Genomic DNA, 16,265 nt, shown 5'->3' on the forward strand with positions numbered 1-16,265 from the left:
ATGATTTATTTTTATAATTTCATTTTATAATTCGATATGTTCTTCATTTTCTGCTATAAATTTTTCTTTCATTTCCGTTCTATATGTAATTAATTTATCTTTAAGATCCACATATTTAAGAGACAAGATTTGAACTGCAAGCATTCCGGCATTATAACTGTTGTTGATTCCAACAGTAGCTACGGGAATAGCTTTTGGCATTTGAACAATTGAAAGTAATGAGTCTATGCCTCCAAGAGCCGCCTTAATTGGAACTCCAATCACTGGAAGTACTGTTTGAGATGCGATTACTCCTGGAAGATGCGCTGCAAGTCCTGCCCCTGCAATTATGCATTCAACGCCTTCATTTTCCATTTCCCTTATTACCTGTGATAATCTTTCAGGTACTCTGTGAGCTGACAGTATATGCACTTCATACTCTACTTCAAATTCTTTAAGTGCCGCTGCCGCATTTTTCATTATATCTATATCAGATTTACTTCCAAAAATAATTCCTACCTTCATTAGTTTGCCTCCCTAAATATACAAATTATTCAACTTTTATAAAAAACAATAAAAAAAGATTACGCCACAAAAAAACTTTTTTTATGGCGTAATCTTGAACTAAGGACAAAATACCTGCCCTTTTATAAGGTCAATTCAAGATCCACCAATAGTGAGAAGCGAGCGGCCTCTCGTAGAAACTTCTAAGCCTTATTCCTAGAAATATATCGATGAACTAATTATTTATATTTTATATGTTTAATATGTTTTAATGGTAACATTTATACATTATTAAGTCAATACATTAATATTCTCTCCAGTAATATTGTTCGTGTTTATTTATATAAATAAAGGTTTAACTACTTTTTTAAAATGTATTGTTCGTATTTTACTTAAAATAATTTACTCCAGCCTCAAATATTTTTTGATCCTTATTACCAAGTATATTAATTCCAATATTTTTACCAACTCTTTCAGAGTGACCCATTTTACCAAAAACTCTTCCGTCTAAGCTAGTAATACCTTCAATAGCATGCATTGAACCATTTGGATTAAAGTTTATATCATAACTTGGTGTGCCCTCAAAGTCTACATATTGAGTAGCGACTTGACCCATTTCAAATAATTTTTTAATAACATCATCATTTGCTACAAATCTACCTTCACCATGTGATACTGGGATTGAGTGTATATCTCCAACTTTTAAATTACTAAACCAAGGAGACGAAGTTGAAACTACTTTAGTTTGTACCATGCAAGATACATGTCTGCCAATTTCATTATAAGTTAATGTTGGGCTGTCGGTTGTTATATCAGTTATTTTCCCATAAGGCAAAAGTCCAAGTTTTATAAGTGCTTGGAATCCATTGCATATTCCTAGCATTAATCCATCTCTATTTTCTAATAACTGATTTATGCTTTCGCGTATAATAGGATTTCTAAAAAATGTTGCTATAAATTTACCAGAACCATCTGGTTCATCTCCAGCACTAAATCCACCTGGAAGCATAACAATTTGAGAATTTTTTATTTTATCTGCTATTACCTTTATAGATTCTTCAATATGACTTGACGATAAATTATTTAACACCATAACTTCCACCTGTGCGCCAGCTTTTTCAAAAGCTCTCATAGAATCATATTCACAATTGGTACCCGGGAACACAGGAATTATAACTCTAGGTTTTGCTATCTTAATACTAGGTGCATATATAGTTTTTTGATTTTTATCATTATTATAACTTTTAATGGCTATATCATCTTTTGATATAGCGACTTCTTTTTTGACATCTTCTTTTAAGCGACTAACTTTTGTATTAAATACGCTTTCTAGAGGACCTTCCCAGCTACTTAGTGCTTCTTCTAAACTAATAGTTTCTCCCAGTAACTTAATAAATGGTTTAGCATCAGTAATTCCTAACAACTTAATATTTGAGTTTTCTTTAATTAAATTTTCAACACTATCACTATCTATTTCCATTATTATGCTTCCATAATCCTCTTTAAATATACTCTCTACATCAATATCGTTCTCAAAAGTGAACCCTATATTATTACCAAAACACATTTTAGATATAGCGGCTACCTCTCCACCCGTTCCAACAGCATAAGTTGATAATGCCTTTCCATCATCTAGTAACTTCTTTACTAATTTATAGTTCTGCCTTAGTTCTTCAAAATCAGGTAATCCATCGTCGCTTGTGTTAGCACTAGCTAAAATAACCTTACTACCTACTTTTTTAAACTCTGGAGATATAACCTTGTCTGTGTTTATAACGTCTACCGCAAAGGAAACCAAAGTTGGTGGTACATTCATATCATTAAAAGTGCCTGACATACTATCTTTTCCACCAATAGCTGCTATGCTAAATTCTTTTTGTGCGCGAAAAGCTCCTAAAAGTGCTGAAAATGGTTTGCCCCACTTTTGAGGATCTTTAGATAATTTTTCAAAATACTCTTGGAATGTAAGTTTAACATTTTCATAATCTGCTCCACTTGCTACGACCTTTGTTACAGAATCTATTACGGCATATGCTGCTCCATGAAATGGACTCCATGTTGATAATTTAGGATTATATCCATAAGCCATTATTGTACCCGTATTTGTGTCCCCTCTAAGTACAGGAAGTTTTGCAACCATAGATTGAATTGGTGTTTTCTGAAATTTTCCACCAAATGGCATTAGTACTGATCCTGCCCCTATAGTGCTATCAAATCTTTCTGATAATCCCTTGTTACTACAAACATTTAAATCTGATAAGGTATCATTCCATAAAGTTTTTATTGATTTTGACTCTCCTATATTATATGTATCATCCTTTGAAAAGTAATATTCACTTTCTTTTGGGGCAGGCACCTTAACATCTGCACGCTGCTTCACTCCATTGGTCTCTAAGAAACTTCTACTTACATCAACAATAGTTTCTCCCTTCCATACCATTTTTAGCCTGTTATCATCAGTTATTTGCGCGACTTCTACAGCCTCTAAATTTTCTTTCTCTGCAAGTTTTATAAATATATTAGCATCTTGTTTTCTAACAACAACAGCCATACGTTCTTGTGATTCGGAGATTGCAAGCTCAGTACCATCAAGTCCATCGTATTTCTTAGTAATTTTATCTAGATTTATTACAAGGGCATCTGCAAGTTCACCAATTGCTACTGATACTCCACCTGCACCAAAATCATTACATCTTTTTATAAGTCTTGTAACATTAGCATTTCTAAATAATCTTTGAATTTTTCTCTCTGTAGGTGCATTCCCCTTTTGAACTTCTGCACCTGATGTTAGTATTGAACTCTCACTGTGGGTTTTCGATGACCCTGTAGCTCCACCGCACCCATCACGACCTGTCTTTCCTCCTAGAAGTATAACAACGTCGGATGCTAACGGTTGCTCCCTTATTACATTTTTATACGGCGCCGCTCCAATAACCGCTCCAACTTCCATTCTTTTAGCTACAAATCCTTCATCATAAATTTCAGAAACAAGTCCTGTTGCAAGTCCTATTTGATTCCCATAAGAACTAAATCCATGGGCAGCTTCAAGCGTTATTTTTCTTTGAGGAAGTTTACCTTTTATAGTATCTGAAATTCTCGCTCTAGGATCCCCTGAACCTGTAACACGCATTGCTTGATATACATAACTTCTACCTGATAATGGATCTCTTATTGATCCACCAAGGCATGTTGCCGCGCCACCAAAAGGTTCTATTTCAGTAGGATGATTGTGGGTTTCATTTTTAAACATTACAAGCCACTTTTCTTTTTCTCCATCAATATTTGCATCAATAACTATACTACAAGCATTTATTTCGTCTGAAACATCAAGATCTTGTAATTTCCCTTGTTTTCTTAAATCTTTCATTCCGATAACAGCCATATCCATAAGTGTTACATCACGACTTGTAGAAGTACCATAAACAAACTCTCTAGTATCCAAATACTGCTGATAAGCCGCCTGAATTGGTTTAGAATATTTCCCTTCTTCAATACTAACGTCCTCAATTACAGTATTAAAAGTAGTATGTCTACAGTGATCTGACCAATATGTATCTATAACTTTTATCTCTGTTATAGTTGGGTTTCTCTTCTGGGTTTCTCTAAAATAATCGCTGCAATATTTGAGATCCTCAAAACTCATAGCAAGCCCATTAATTTTCAAGAATTCCTCAAGTTCTATATCGCTTTTATTAATAAAAGATTCTAATATCTTAACTTGCTTTGGCTCATCAAAAATTTGCTCTAAATCTTTTTGCTTTTCCAAATTTGCTTCTCTAGAATCTACGGAATTTATGCAATATTCTTTAATTTTATTTAATTCAACTTTAGTTATCTTTCCACTTAATACAATAACTCTCGCAGTTTTAACTATATGTTTATCCTTTTGGGTTAAAATTTGTATACATTGCGATGCAGAATCTGCCCTTTGATCATATTGACCAGGCAAAAATTCAATAGCAAACATTGTTTCTCCATTTTGAATATCTAATTCTTCTTCATACACATTATCTACCGTAGGTTCTGAAAAAATTGTGTTTATTGATAAATGATACTGCTGATCTGATATTCCCATAATGTCATATCTATTAACTAGTCTAAGACCATCAAGACCCGTTATACCTAGATTAACTTTTATATCTCTTAATATTTTTTTACCTTCAATATCATAGTTCGCTTTTTTCTCTACATATAACCTATATATCTTATTTTCCATGATTAATACCTCCAAAAATTAAAATTTATACGAATATTACTCATTAAATATATTTTATAATTCGTTATATTAAGATTATAGTATAGTTTACTCAATTATAAAAGTCTATTTTATAAATAAAGCATATTTAATTTTCCTTGCATACCATAAAACTTCTAAATTCAACTTTTTACACGCAAAAAAAACATTCACTATAAAGTGAATGTTTTTTGGTACAAGTAAATCTATACGCCGAGTTCTGTATTAGACAATCATCTATCTAGGCCTATTGTTACCAATAGGCTCAAGCGATACACCCGAGAACGGGACGAGCAGCCCCATAATGTTCTCCTATTCGATCTTGCTCCAAGTGGGGTTTACATAGCCGCAAAGTCGCCAGTGCGCTGGTGAGCTCTTACCTCACCTTTCCATCCTTGCTAGTATATTTTAAAACTTAGTAAACTAAACTTTAAAATACCTTTAGCGGTATATCTCTGTTGCACTTTCCTTAAAGTCGCCTTCACTGGGGGTTACCCAGCACCCTGCTCTATGGAGCTCGGACGTTCCTCTCCTAAAATACTGCATGCAATACTTTAGCAGCGATTGTCTGACTTACTCGCAAAACCTATGATATCATACTATTTAATCAAAAGCAATTACAATTTCAGTATTACTTGATTTTATATGGGTCAAAAGTTTTCTCAGAAAATACAACTTCATTATTATATCCATTTTTCAATAATATATTTTTAAACTTTTCTCCAAATATTTTAAATGGCGTCCACTCCGATGCAAAATGTCCAGCATCTATTATCGCTACCTTTTCCTCTAACAAATTACAAGCAGCGTGGTATTTAGTGTCGCCAGTAATAATACAATTTGCACCCATTTCTATGCTCTTTTCAAAAAAGTCTTCTCCACTACCATTTATTATAGCAATAGTTTTTATTAAATCATCACCCTTTCCTACATACCGTATATATTTGGTATTATAGGCTTTCTTAACATTATCGCATAAAACATCAAGACTTATAGGCTCATCCAACATCACTAGTCTACCCAAACCAAAATGAGGAATTCCATTATTACAATTTCCCACTGGTTCAATAATAGTATATTTATCAAATCCTAAGATTTCAGTTGCAATATCATTAATCCCACCCTTAGTTGAATCTAAATTTGTATGGCTAGCATATACATTTATATCATTTTTAATTAGGTTTATAATTTTTTCCCCAACTAAAGTATTCATTGTAATAGTTTTAGGTTTAATAAAAAGAAGCGGATGATGATTTAGTATAAAATTACATCCTTTTTCCTTTGCCTCATCAATTATATCCATTGTACAATCTAAAGCGATTAAGATTTTTGTAACTATGGCCTCTTTATCTCCAACCATAAGTCCTACATTATCATAATCTTCTTTTAAGAACTCCGGTGCGTAATCCTCCATAATATCCTCAATATCCTTAACTTTTAAAAACATTTTAAAAACTCCTTAAGTTTGATAGAAATATTATAAACTTGTTCTTTTCTGTTTTTCGACGATATGGTTTCTTCATTTAAAGTGTCATATATTTTAAAATATTTTTGCAATTTATATTCTATAAACTTTTGCATTACTGGCTGCTTTTTATTTAATAATACCTCACTTATCTCATAATATATCTTCTCCACCACTTTAGGTTTATTGTTATATCTTACTTTAATAATTTCATAAAACCTTCCATCCTCAACGCAAATTTCCTCATTAAGAATATTATATCCAGTAGTATATAAATATTCTCTAAGCACCTCAGCATTTTGAACTGGTTGAAGTATCATATATTTAAATTCTTTAACAATATCTAAGTCATTTTCCATGATATCTCTTATTAAATTACCACCCATTCCTGCAATAATTGCTACCTGGACTTCCCCAATTTTAACTGTGGAGAGACCACCTCCAAGTCTGCAACTAATTTGCCTGAATGTTTTATTAAGTATTATATTGTGTTTAGCCTTCTGAACTGGCCCTCTATTTATATCAGACGCAATAGCTTTTTTTATCACGCCTCTCTTAACTAAATAAATAGGAACATACCCATGATCCGTGCCTACATCCACAATAGTATCACAATCTTCTATCATATTTGCAATTTTTTTTAATCTTTCGCTAATGTCCATACTCTTCATCCTTATCTAAAATTAATTAATATTCTAAATTGTAAAATTAAAAATATTATCGCCACAAATAGAGATAAATAAATATATTTATATGCCGATTTCCTATCATATTTTGCGCAAAAATAACTTGCATAATACATACAAAAGAGCAATGCCATATTTAATACTCCATAAACCATTTGTGTAAATGCAAATTGCTTACCTGTACCCATTTTTATGGGATTGAATTTTTCGTCAAAACTTAATGGCATAATAGTAGGTATAACATCTTTTAAATATAATATAAGTGGATTAAGTGTTAATATTAGTATTACTATACTTACTAAAGTTAAAGGTATTATAAAGTGTTTATCCTTATGAAGATTGTAACTATTATTCATTTTATATTCACACTCTACGCTATTTATATGATTAGCTATTAATTTCTCTTCAAACTTTTTATAATTTAGCGGTGATACTGCATAACTTATTTGTTTAGTTTTTATGTAAAAAACATTTTTGTTATCTGTGACTAACATTTTAGATAACCCAATTTTGTCAATTACAAATTTGCCCATGGCAAAACCATTCGCAGATAACCCATAAAGTTTAACTCCTTTAATTGTACCTGTTGACAATGTGTATCCTTCAATTTCACTCAATGGAATAATTACTTTTCTTAATGTCCAAATAGCATAAATTCCAAGATTTTCTCCATCAATAGTGCATTTAAGTGAAACAAACAGAGCTATGTAATATACCTGATATACATTACAGAACACTAATAAAATCTTTAATAAAATCCCTACAATATATGAGTTCGTAAAATTAAGTAAAAATAAGATTAATATATTATATAATACCGTCATTAGAATTATAAACCATAAACCGTGACCTCGCCTTGTTACATAACTATCCATTTAATCACCTTCTAACGCATATTATATCATATTTAAGTAAGCCTTGTAAATGTTATTCCATATTTACAAGGATCTTTACAGTGATCTAAAAAACAGAAAGACTGCCAAAGATATAATAATCTTTGACAGTCTATTTTTAACGACATTTCAGCTTCGCAGGAGATTATTTAATCTAAATAATCTTTTAGTTTTTTACTTCTGCTTGGGTGCCTTAATTTACGTAGAGCTTTGGCTTCAATTTGTCTAATTCTCTCACGAGTTACATTAAACTCTTTACCAACTTCCTCAAGAGTTCGCGCGCGACCATCATCAAGTCCAAATCTTAATCTTAGAACCTTTTCTTCTCTAGGGGTAAGTGTGTCTAAAACGTTAATTAATTGTTCCTTTAGCATTGTAAATGCAGCAGCCTCTGCAGGCGCTAAGGCATCATCATCAGGAATAAAATCACCTAAATGACTATCTTCTTCTTCACCAATAGGAGTCTCAAGAGATACTGGTTCTTGTGCAATTTTCATAATTTCTCTAACTTTCGCAACTGGCATTTCCATTTTTTCAGCAACCTCATCTGGTTGAGGTTCACGTCCAAGTTCTTGTAGCAATTGCCTTGAAACCCTAATAAGCTTATTTATAGTTTCAACCATATGCACAGGTATTCTAATTGTCCTTGCTTGATCGGCTATTGCTCTAGTTATTGCTTGCCTAATCCACCAAGTTGCATAAGTACTGAATTTAAAACCTTTTCTATAATCATATTTTTCTACAGCTTTGATTAGGCCTAAATTACCTTCTTGAATAAGATCTAGAAATAACATTCCTCGTCCAACATATCTCTTAGCTATGCTTACTACAAGTCTTAAGTTAGCTTCTGCAAGTTTCTTCTTAGCAGCAAGGTCTCCCTCTTCATTCCTTTTTGCAAGATCAATTTCTTCTGCCGACGATAATAAAGAAACTTTTCCAATTTCTTTTAAATACATACGAACTGGGTCATCTATAGAAATACCCTCTGGGATACTAACATCAAGTTCTTCAACTTCTGGTTCAGCTTCTGCTTGAGCTCCTGTAGCAGGCGCCGTTGCTTCATGCACATTCCCTATAATATCAATTTCCATTGATTCTAAAACTTCATAAACTTTTTCTATTTGTTCTGGGCTTAAATCTATTTCATAAAGTTCATCCATTACTTCTTTATAAGTTAAGGATCCCTTTTTTTTGCCTTTTTCAATAAGTTTTTTGACTATAGTCATTTTTGAACTTTTATCCTTCATCATATTACCTCCTTTCTTAATACTATATTTCTTTTAATTTTCTTTGTAATTCTACAAGTTCTTGAGCAAGTTTTATAGATTCTTCTAATAATCCTTTTGATTCATACTCTTTAATTTTATTCATAATTTGTTTTTTCGACTCCTCTAACTTGAATTTTTTCAGTTGTTTAATGCAATCATTTATAAGCTTTTTATGATATTCTTCATTTCCAGAAAACTCAACTTCCATAGTATTTATCCATTCTTTTGTACACTCTATATCATTGCACATAAACTCTATATTTTTAATTTTTTCAGTATTTGTTAAACTTTTATATTCAACAATTAAACTATATATACTTTTATGACTTTGAAGTACTAATTGCTCTAAATCCATATTGCTAGTAACATAATCACAATTTTCTTCACTAATAAACATAAATTTCAATAAATTTCTTTCAGCCTTAATATAAGCAGGCTCTAAATATAATTTTTGTCCAAAATCCTGTTGTATATTCAATTTTCTTGTTTTTTTTGAATTTTTATTCATTTCTTCACTTAATAAGTCATATATTGCTTGTTCTTTGATCCCTGTCTCCTCAGATGCCTTTTTTATATATACATCCTTTTCCACAGGATCCAACTCTATAATTATCTCAGTGACCTTTTTTACATACTGTATTATCATTTCACTATTTGTAAAATTTATTCCATCAGTTGCTCTTTTAATCCTATAATCTATTAAAGGAAGAGCATTATCTACCAGTTTTTGAAAGGCCTGCTTTCCGTTTTTTATTATATATTCGTCAGGATCTTTACCCTTTGGAACTATAAGAATTCTTAAATCAAACCCTTCACCCTTTAATATTTCAAGTCCCCTTAAAGTTGCGGCTTGACCAGCAAAATCAGCATCAAAAGAAATTATAACTGTGTCTACATGTCTCTTTAATAATTTTGCTTGGTTAATAGTAAGTGCCGTCCCAAGCGACGCAACAACATTAGAAAACCCATGTTGATGAAGTGATATACAATCCATATACCCCTCTACAATTATTATTATTCGAGTTTTACTGTTTTTGAGTGCAAAATTGAGTCCATAAAGATTTAACCCTTTATGAAATAAAGGCGTTTCTGGTGAATTTAAATATTTAGGTTTTGAATCATCTAAAACCCTTCCTCCAAATCCAATGACACTACCTTTATAATCAAACACAGGAAACATTATCCTGTTTCTAAATCTATCATAATATGACCCTTTTGGACTTTTGGTAATTAACCCTATATTAAATAAATCAAGTTCCGAATAACCTTTCTTTTTTAGGTATAATAACAATCCATCCCATTTATCGAAAGAAAACCCTAAACCAAATTTTCTCATAGTAGCTTGCGTAATACCGCGAGAAGCGAAATATGTTTCAGCTTTCTTATCCTTTCTCAAATTGTCATAATAATACCTAGCAGCTTCCACATTAATTTTGTACATTTTATCGTACATGGCTTTTTGCGCACTATTCTCATCACTGTCTACCCCTATACTAATATTAGCCTTCTCGGCTAGTATCCTTGCAGCTTCCGGGAAAGTTACATTCCTATCCTTCATAATATAACTAATTACATTCCCAGCTTCCCCACATCCAAAACATTTATAAATTTGTTTTTCGGGAGATACAGTAAACGACGGACTCTTCTCATTATGAAAAGGACAAAGCCCAGTATAATTTCTTCCTGTTTTTTTTAGTTTAACTCTTTCAGATATTACATCCACAATATCATTTTGTTCCTTTATTTTTCGGATGACATCTTCAGCAATCAATAGATTATTACCACCTTACTTATATAAATTCACATTATACTTTTATTCGACAAAAATCTTAATTATCCTTCTTTTTTTTATTTTTCATTTTCTTTCATAATAATTTTGTTCGCTTATACTATATTCTTTATAAAATGCAAATTTCCTTCATTATTTTTGTTTTTTATTTTTTTTCTTTGTTTTTTTTTATAAATATAGCTTAAACCCTCAATATCTATCCTTATATTTTAATATATAACAAATTTTGGAACATACAAATTATTAAAAAGCATTAAACAATAATCATCACTCATACCAGAAATATAATCCGCTACTCCTGCATATAAACCTTCATTCTCAACTATAGTTTTGTAAAATTCAGGCATAGAATGTGGATTATTGTAGTAATATGTAAATACATTAGTAATTACAAATTGTGCTTTTTGCCTTTCTTCCTTTAACATTTCACCTTTGTATATATTATCGAACATAAAGTTTCTTAAAATTCCTAATGCACTTCCAACTTCTGGGCTAAGCGATATACTTATATCTCCTCTATCTAAGTTATTTATGGTGTTATATATACAATCTTTAACTAAAGTATCTATCCTCTTTCCATGTTTTGATCCCAGTATTTTAATTGCAGTCACTGGCAACATTGAATTTGTTAATAATCCAGCTCTTATAGAATCATCTATGTCATGATTTACGTATGCAATTTTGTCGCTATATCTAACAACTTGCCCTTCTAAAGTAGCAGCCTTTAGACTTTCAGAAGAAAATCCACTATGATTAAGAATTCCATCTAATACTTCCAAACTTAAATTAAGCCCTGCCCCCAATTTTTCTATTTTTGTAAGCACTCTAATACTGTTTTCATTATGCCTAAATCCTTGTGGCAAAATATTATTAAGCACTTCTTCCCCATTATGTGCGAAAGGTACATGCCCTATGTCATGCCCCATTGCTATAGCTTCTATTAGGTCTTCATTGAGTCCTATGCCTCGCCCTATAGTTTTGGCAATCTGCGCAACTTCTAAAGTATGTGTAAGTCTCGTCCTATAATGATCACTACTAGTCTTTATGTATACTTGAGTCTTATGTTTAAGTCTACGAAATGATTTACTGTATATTATCCTATCTTTGTCAACCATATAACATGTTCTTATATCATCTCTATCTTCTAATTTATCCCTACCCTTTGAATTTAAGGATAACGCCCCATATCCTATAATGCTATTATTTTCATTATTTTCTATCTTTTGGCGAATGTTCATAAATTTCCTCCTAAGTTAAATCATCTCCTGCGGAGCTACAGTATAACGACTTCAGAAGGAGATTTAAATTCCCACTGAGTTTTATTTTTTAAAGCTACCATAGTTAATATTCTACATGTTAAATTAATTTCCCTTTTTTTCTTATAGACGTATAATATTAATATTTTATTAATATTATTATAATGTAATAATTTTTAGGAGTGTTAAGATGCCCTCTACGGCTAAAAACTTTAATAACATAGATTTATTATCTGAAGAAAATGTAAAAAAATACATTCTACCTCAATATAATTTAACAAATGCTGATATATCTCAAATAAAATTTAAAGATACTGATAAACAAAGGGCTGTATACAAAGTAGATTACTACGGTGAATCTTATTGTTTGAAAAAAGTTTATTATTCAATAAAAGATTTGTTATTTGTATACTCAGCTATAGAATGGCTGCACAGAAATAATATTCACGTACCTAGGATACTTAAAACAAACAATAATAACAGGTTTGTAAACTATAATAATATGCTATTTATACTTACCCCCTGGATTGTTGGAGTAAAATGTGATTATAATAATATCAATCATATTTTAGTATGCAGTACTAATCTTGCAAATATGCATAAAGTAAGTATTAACTTTATGCCTATATGCGGTAGTTCCATGAAAGAAGACTACAGTTCTTTAAGTACATCCATGTATAAACACTATATAAGCCTTCTTAATTTTTCTAATTTAGCTTATAACTATAATGATGCTTTTTCAAAACTATATCTTGAACATTTTGAAACAAGTAGCACTCTCGCTAAGTGTTCAACGGACATTGCTTATGACATAAATTTAAATAACCTTACAAAATCACTATGCCACCTTGATTATGTTAATAAGAATATTATCTTTGACACTAATAATGAAATATGGGTAATTGATTTTGATAAATGTAGAAATGACTATTGTGCCCATGATATTTCCTATTCTCTGCGTCGTCTACTTAAAAGAGACAGTACAAAATGGGATTTAGAGCTTGCAATAAGTTTTTTAGAATTGTATGATAAAATATTACCTTTAACCTTGGATGATTATAAATATATTCTTGTTTATTTAGCTTTCCCTCAAAGATATTGGAAAATATCAAGAGATTATTATGGAAATATTAATAAATGTAATAAAAAAGCATTCTTAAATTTATTGAATAATGCAACAAACAAAAATCAATACCAGTTAGATTTTATTGAAAAATTTAAAAGTTATATTGAAAATAAGTTTAAAATAACTTTAGATCAACATAAATAATTCAAAATAAAAAGCCGCCATAAGGGCGGCTTTTTATTTTGAAATTATTTATTATATTCCATTGTTATAATTATTTTTTTCTAGGGTTCTTTATTTCCGCTTGAGCAGCTGCAAGTCTTGCAACTGGAACTCTAAATGGTGAACATGATACATAATCAAGTCCGACATCGTGACAGAATTCAACGGAAGATGGGTCTCCACCATGTTCTCCACATATTCCTAATTTTATATTTGGCCTAGCCTCTCTTCCAAGTCGTGCTGCCATTTCAATAAGCTTACCTACACCCTCCTGATCTATTTTTTGGAATGGATCAAACTCGTAAACTTTCTTTTCATAATAATCTTTTAAGAAACTTCCAGCATCATCTCTAGAAAATCCAAAAGTCATTTGGGTTAAATCATTTGTTCCAAATGAGAAGAATTCAGCTTCTTTTGCTATTAAGTCAGCCGTAAGTGCTGCTCTAGGTATTTCAATCATTGTACCTACCATGTATTTTAAATCACTACCTGCCTTTGCTATAATTTCATCAGCAACTCTTACTACTATATCTTTAACATATTTTAATTCTTTAACTTCCCCAACTAAAGGAATCATTATTTCAGGAACAATATTATATCCTTTCCTAGCCTTAACATCTATAGCTGCTTCAATAACCGCTCTAGTTTGTATCTCAGCTATCTCAGGATACGACACTGCAAGTCTACATCCTCTGTGTCCCATCATTGGGTTAACTTCATGTAATGATTCAACAGTAGATTTTAATTCTTCAAAAGTTATTCCCATGTCACTAGCGAGTTCCTTTATATCTTCATCAGCATGCGGCAAAAATTCATGAAGTGGTGGATCTAAGAACCTTATTGTAGCTGGTCTTTCCTTAAGTTCTTCGTAGATTCCTATAAAATCTCCTCTTTGTATTGGCAATAGCTTTTCTAACGCTACCCTTCTTGAATACACGTCTTTAGCAACAATCATTTCTCTAATAATCATTATTCTATCAGCATCAAAGAACATATGCTCTGTTCTACATAATCCTACACCTTCAGCCCCATATTTAACTGCTTGTGCTGTATCTTTTGGAGTATCAGCATTGGTTCTAACTTTTAAACTTCTTATTTCATCAGCCCAACTCATAAATATTTCAAAGTAACCATTTATTTCAGGCTCAACTGTCTTAATTGCTCCTGCATATACATTTCCTGTACTTCCATCCATTGAAATAAAATCACCTTCATGATACACCGTTTGTCCAATTTGAAAACTCTTAGTTTCTTCATTAACTTTTAACTCAGAACAACCAGCAACGCAGCAAGTACCCATTCCTCTTGCAACAACCGCAGCGTGTGATGTCATTCCTCCTCTAACTGTTAATATACCTTCTGCAGCAACCATGCCTTCAATGTCCTCTGGTGAGGTTTCAAGCCTAACAAGAATAACCTTATCTCCAGTTTCATGTTTAGCTTTTGCATCTTCTGCTGTAAAATAAACTTTTCCACAAGCGGCTCCAGGAGATGCTGGTAACCCTTTAACAATTACTATAGACTTCTTTAATTCATCTATATCAAAGTTAGGGTGAAGTAGTGAATCAAGTTGTTTTGGCTCAACCTTCATTATTGCTTCTCGTTTTGTGAGCATGCCTTCTTCAACTAGTTCTACAGCAATTTTAAGTGCAGCTTGAACCGTTCTCTTTCCGTTTCTTGTTTGCAAAAAGTATAATTTTCCATCTTCAATTGTAAACTCCATATCCTGCATATCTTTGTTGTGTGTTTCAAGTGTATTAACTATTTTAATAAACTGGTCATATACTTTTGGCATATCTTTTTCAAGCATAGATATATCTTGTGGCGTTCTTATCCCTGCAACAACATCTTCACCTTGTGCATTCATTAAGTACTCAGCATATATTTTATTTTCCCCTGTGGATGGGTTTCTTGAAAAAGCAACACCCGTTCCTGATGTTTCGCCTTTGTTACCAAATACCATTTCTTGAACGCTTACGGCTGTCCCCCATTCACTTGGAATATCGTTTAATCTTCTATATACATTAGCGCGCGGATTATCCCATGACCTAAATACTGCAGAAATTGCCTCTATTAATTGCCTTTCTGGGTCACTTGGGAATTCTTCACCTTTATTTTCTTTATAAAATTCTTTAAATTTTTTAACTAATATTTTTAAATCATCACCATCTAATTCTGTATCAAATTTTACACCTTTTTCTTCTTTCATCTTATCCATTATATTTTCAAAATTTCTTTTTTCTACATTCATAACAACATCAGCAAACATTTGAATAAATCTTCTATAAGAATCGTAAGCAAATCTTGTATTATTTGTTGCCTTTGCCAGAACTTCTACAGTATTATCATTTAATCCAAGATTTAATATTGTATCCATCATACCAGGCATTGATGCTCTCGCTCCAGATCTAACTGATACAAGTAATGGATTTTGCATGCTTCCAAACTTTTTCCCTGTAATGTTTTCAAGTTCAGTCATTTTAGCATGAATTTCACAAACGATTTCCGGTGTTATTAATTTACTATCTTCATAGTATTTGTTACAAGCTTCAGTAGTAACTGTAAATCCCTGTGGAACTGGAATTCCAAGGCTCGTCATATCTGCAAGATTTGCTCCTTTTCCACCCAGAAGATTTTTCATTGATTGACTACCTTCACTAAAAAGGTATACATACTTTTTATTTTCCATTTGCACACAACTCCTCCATCCTAGATTATATATAATAGGTTATAATGGTATATGTTATAAACGTTTCCATTAATGTTACAATATGATTTGCCTACCATTCATAGTATTATATCACGTTTTTCCAATAAAATGTATGACTTTTCAACACTTCCTTTATTTCCCTTTATTTTATTGACCCCGAAAAGCCAGCAACTAATAGTTGCTGGCTTTTCGT

10 protein-coding genes, 1 other RNA gene and 1 riboswitch are annotated in these 16,265 nt (G+C 31.7%); of the genes, 1 reads left to right on the forward strand and 10 read right to left on the reverse strand.

Translation table 11 applies throughout. The annotated features are described in order from the left end of the window. Window positions 1-24: 24 nt before the first annotated feature. The 9 genes from purE to ACREVX_RS06425 all read right to left on the reverse strand — a co-directional run bounded on the left by purE (window position 25) and on the right by ACREVX_RS06425 (window position 12,056). Window positions 25-504, reverse strand: a complete 480-nt coding sequence (gene purE, locus ACREVX_RS06385) for a 5-(carboxyamino)imidazole ribonucleotide mutase (RefSeq protein WP_431543334.1) — start codon at window positions 502-504, stop codon at window positions 25-27. A gap of 129 nt (window positions 505-633) precedes the next feature. Then, window positions 634-733, reverse strand: a riboswitch (purine riboswitch). A 138-nt stretch (window positions 734-871) separates the two neighbouring features. After that, window positions 872-4,699, reverse strand: coding sequence for a phosphoribosylformylglycinamidine synthase (locus tag ACREVX_RS06390; protein WP_431543335.1), 3,828 nt, complete (start codon window positions 4,697-4,699; stop codon window positions 872-874). Between the two features lie 211 nt (window positions 4,700-4,910). Further along, window positions 4,911-5,297: RNase P RNA component class A (rnpB, locus tag ACREVX_RS06395), an RNA gene on the reverse strand. Between the two features lie 51 nt (window positions 5,298-5,348). Beyond that, a complete protein-coding gene (locus ACREVX_RS06400; protein WP_431543336.1) occupies window positions 5,349-6,164 on the reverse strand; it encodes a Nif3-like dinuclear metal center hexameric protein in 816 nt (271 codons plus the stop codon). Next, window positions 6,155-6,844: a tRNA (adenine(22)-N(1))-methyltransferase gene (locus ACREVX_RS06405; protein WP_431543337.1), complete on the reverse strand. Its 690-nt coding sequence runs from the start codon at window positions 6,842-6,844 to the stop codon at window positions 6,155-6,157. Before ACREVX_RS06405 ends, ACREVX_RS06400 begins: the two co-directional genes overlap by 10 nt. A gap of 11 nt (window positions 6,845-6,855) precedes the next feature. Beyond that, window positions 6,856-7,743, reverse strand: a complete 888-nt coding sequence (locus tag ACREVX_RS06410) for a PH domain-containing protein (protein WP_431543338.1) — start codon at window positions 7,741-7,743, stop codon at window positions 6,856-6,858. 167 nt (window positions 7,744-7,910) lie between these two features. After that, complete coding sequence (rpoD, locus tag ACREVX_RS06415; protein ID WP_431543471.1) at window positions 7,911-9,008, reverse strand: RNA polymerase sigma factor RpoD; 1,098 nt, start codon at window positions 9,006-9,008, stop codon at window positions 7,911-7,913. A 22-nt stretch (window positions 9,009-9,030) separates the two neighbouring features. Then, window positions 9,031-10,800: a DNA primase gene (dnaG, locus tag ACREVX_RS06420; RefSeq protein WP_431543339.1), complete on the reverse strand. Its 1,770-nt coding sequence runs from the start codon at window positions 10,798-10,800 to the stop codon at window positions 9,031-9,033. A gap of 227 nt (window positions 10,801-11,027) precedes the next feature. Further along, complete coding sequence (locus ACREVX_RS06425; RefSeq protein WP_431543340.1) at window positions 11,028-12,056, reverse strand: deoxyguanosinetriphosphate triphosphohydrolase; 1,029 nt, start codon at window positions 12,054-12,056, stop codon at window positions 11,028-11,030. Window positions 12,057-12,264: 208 nt separating this feature from the next. On the opposite strand from ACREVX_RS06425, the gene ACREVX_RS06430 reads away from it, so the two are divergent. Continuing rightward, window positions 12,265-13,344, forward strand: coding sequence for a CotS family spore coat protein (locus ACREVX_RS06430; protein WP_431543341.1), 1,080 nt, complete (start codon window positions 12,265-12,267; stop codon window positions 13,342-13,344). Window positions 13,345-13,414: 70 nt separating this feature from the next. Here ACREVX_RS06430 and ppdK read toward each other — a convergent pair whose 3' ends face one another. Continuing rightward, window positions 13,415-16,051, reverse strand: a complete 2,637-nt coding sequence (gene ppdK, locus ACREVX_RS06435; RefSeq protein ID WP_431543342.1) for a pyruvate, phosphate dikinase — start codon at window positions 16,049-16,051, stop codon at window positions 13,415-13,417. Window positions 16,052-16,265: the final 214 nt, after the last annotated feature.

Origin of the sequence: Clostridium sp. (assembly GCF_050717545.1) — a bacterium.
In the GTDB taxonomy this organism is placed as follows: Bacteria; Bacillota; Clostridia; order Clostridiales; family Clostridiaceae; genus Clostridium_AD.

Coding starts and splice junctions, on each gene's coding strand:
- ACREVX_RS06405 (WP_431543337.1), bottom strand. CDS start 6,844: ATGGACATTAGCGAAAGATTAAAAAAAATTGCAAATATGATAGAAGAT.
- ACREVX_RS06410 (WP_431543338.1), bottom strand. CDS start 7,743: ATGGATAGTTATGTAACAAGGCGAGGTCACGGTTTATGGTTTATAATT.
- ACREVX_RS06400 (WP_431543336.1), bottom strand. CDS start 6,164: ATGTTTTTAAAAGTTAAGGATATTGAGGATATTATGGAGGATTACGCA.
- ACREVX_RS06390 (WP_431543335.1), bottom strand. CDS start 4,699: ATGGAAAATAAGATATATAGGTTATATGTAGAGAAAAAAGCGAACTAT.
- purE (WP_431543334.1), bottom strand. CDS start 504: ATGAAGGTAGGAATTATTTTTGGAAGTAAATCTGATATAGATATAATG.
- ppdK (WP_431543342.1), bottom strand. CDS start 16,051: ATGGAAAATAAAAAGTATGTATACCTTTTTAGTGAAGGTAGTCAATCA.
- rpoD (WP_431543471.1), bottom strand. CDS start 9,008: ATGAAGGATAAAAGTTCAAAAATGACTATAGTCAAAAAACTTATTGAA.
- ACREVX_RS06430 (WP_431543341.1), top strand. CDS start 12,265: ATGCCCTCTACGGCTAAAAACTTTAATAACATAGATTTATTATCTGAA.
- ACREVX_RS06425 (WP_431543340.1), bottom strand. CDS start 12,056: ATGAACATTCGCCAAAAGATAGAAAATAATGAAAATAATAGCATTATA.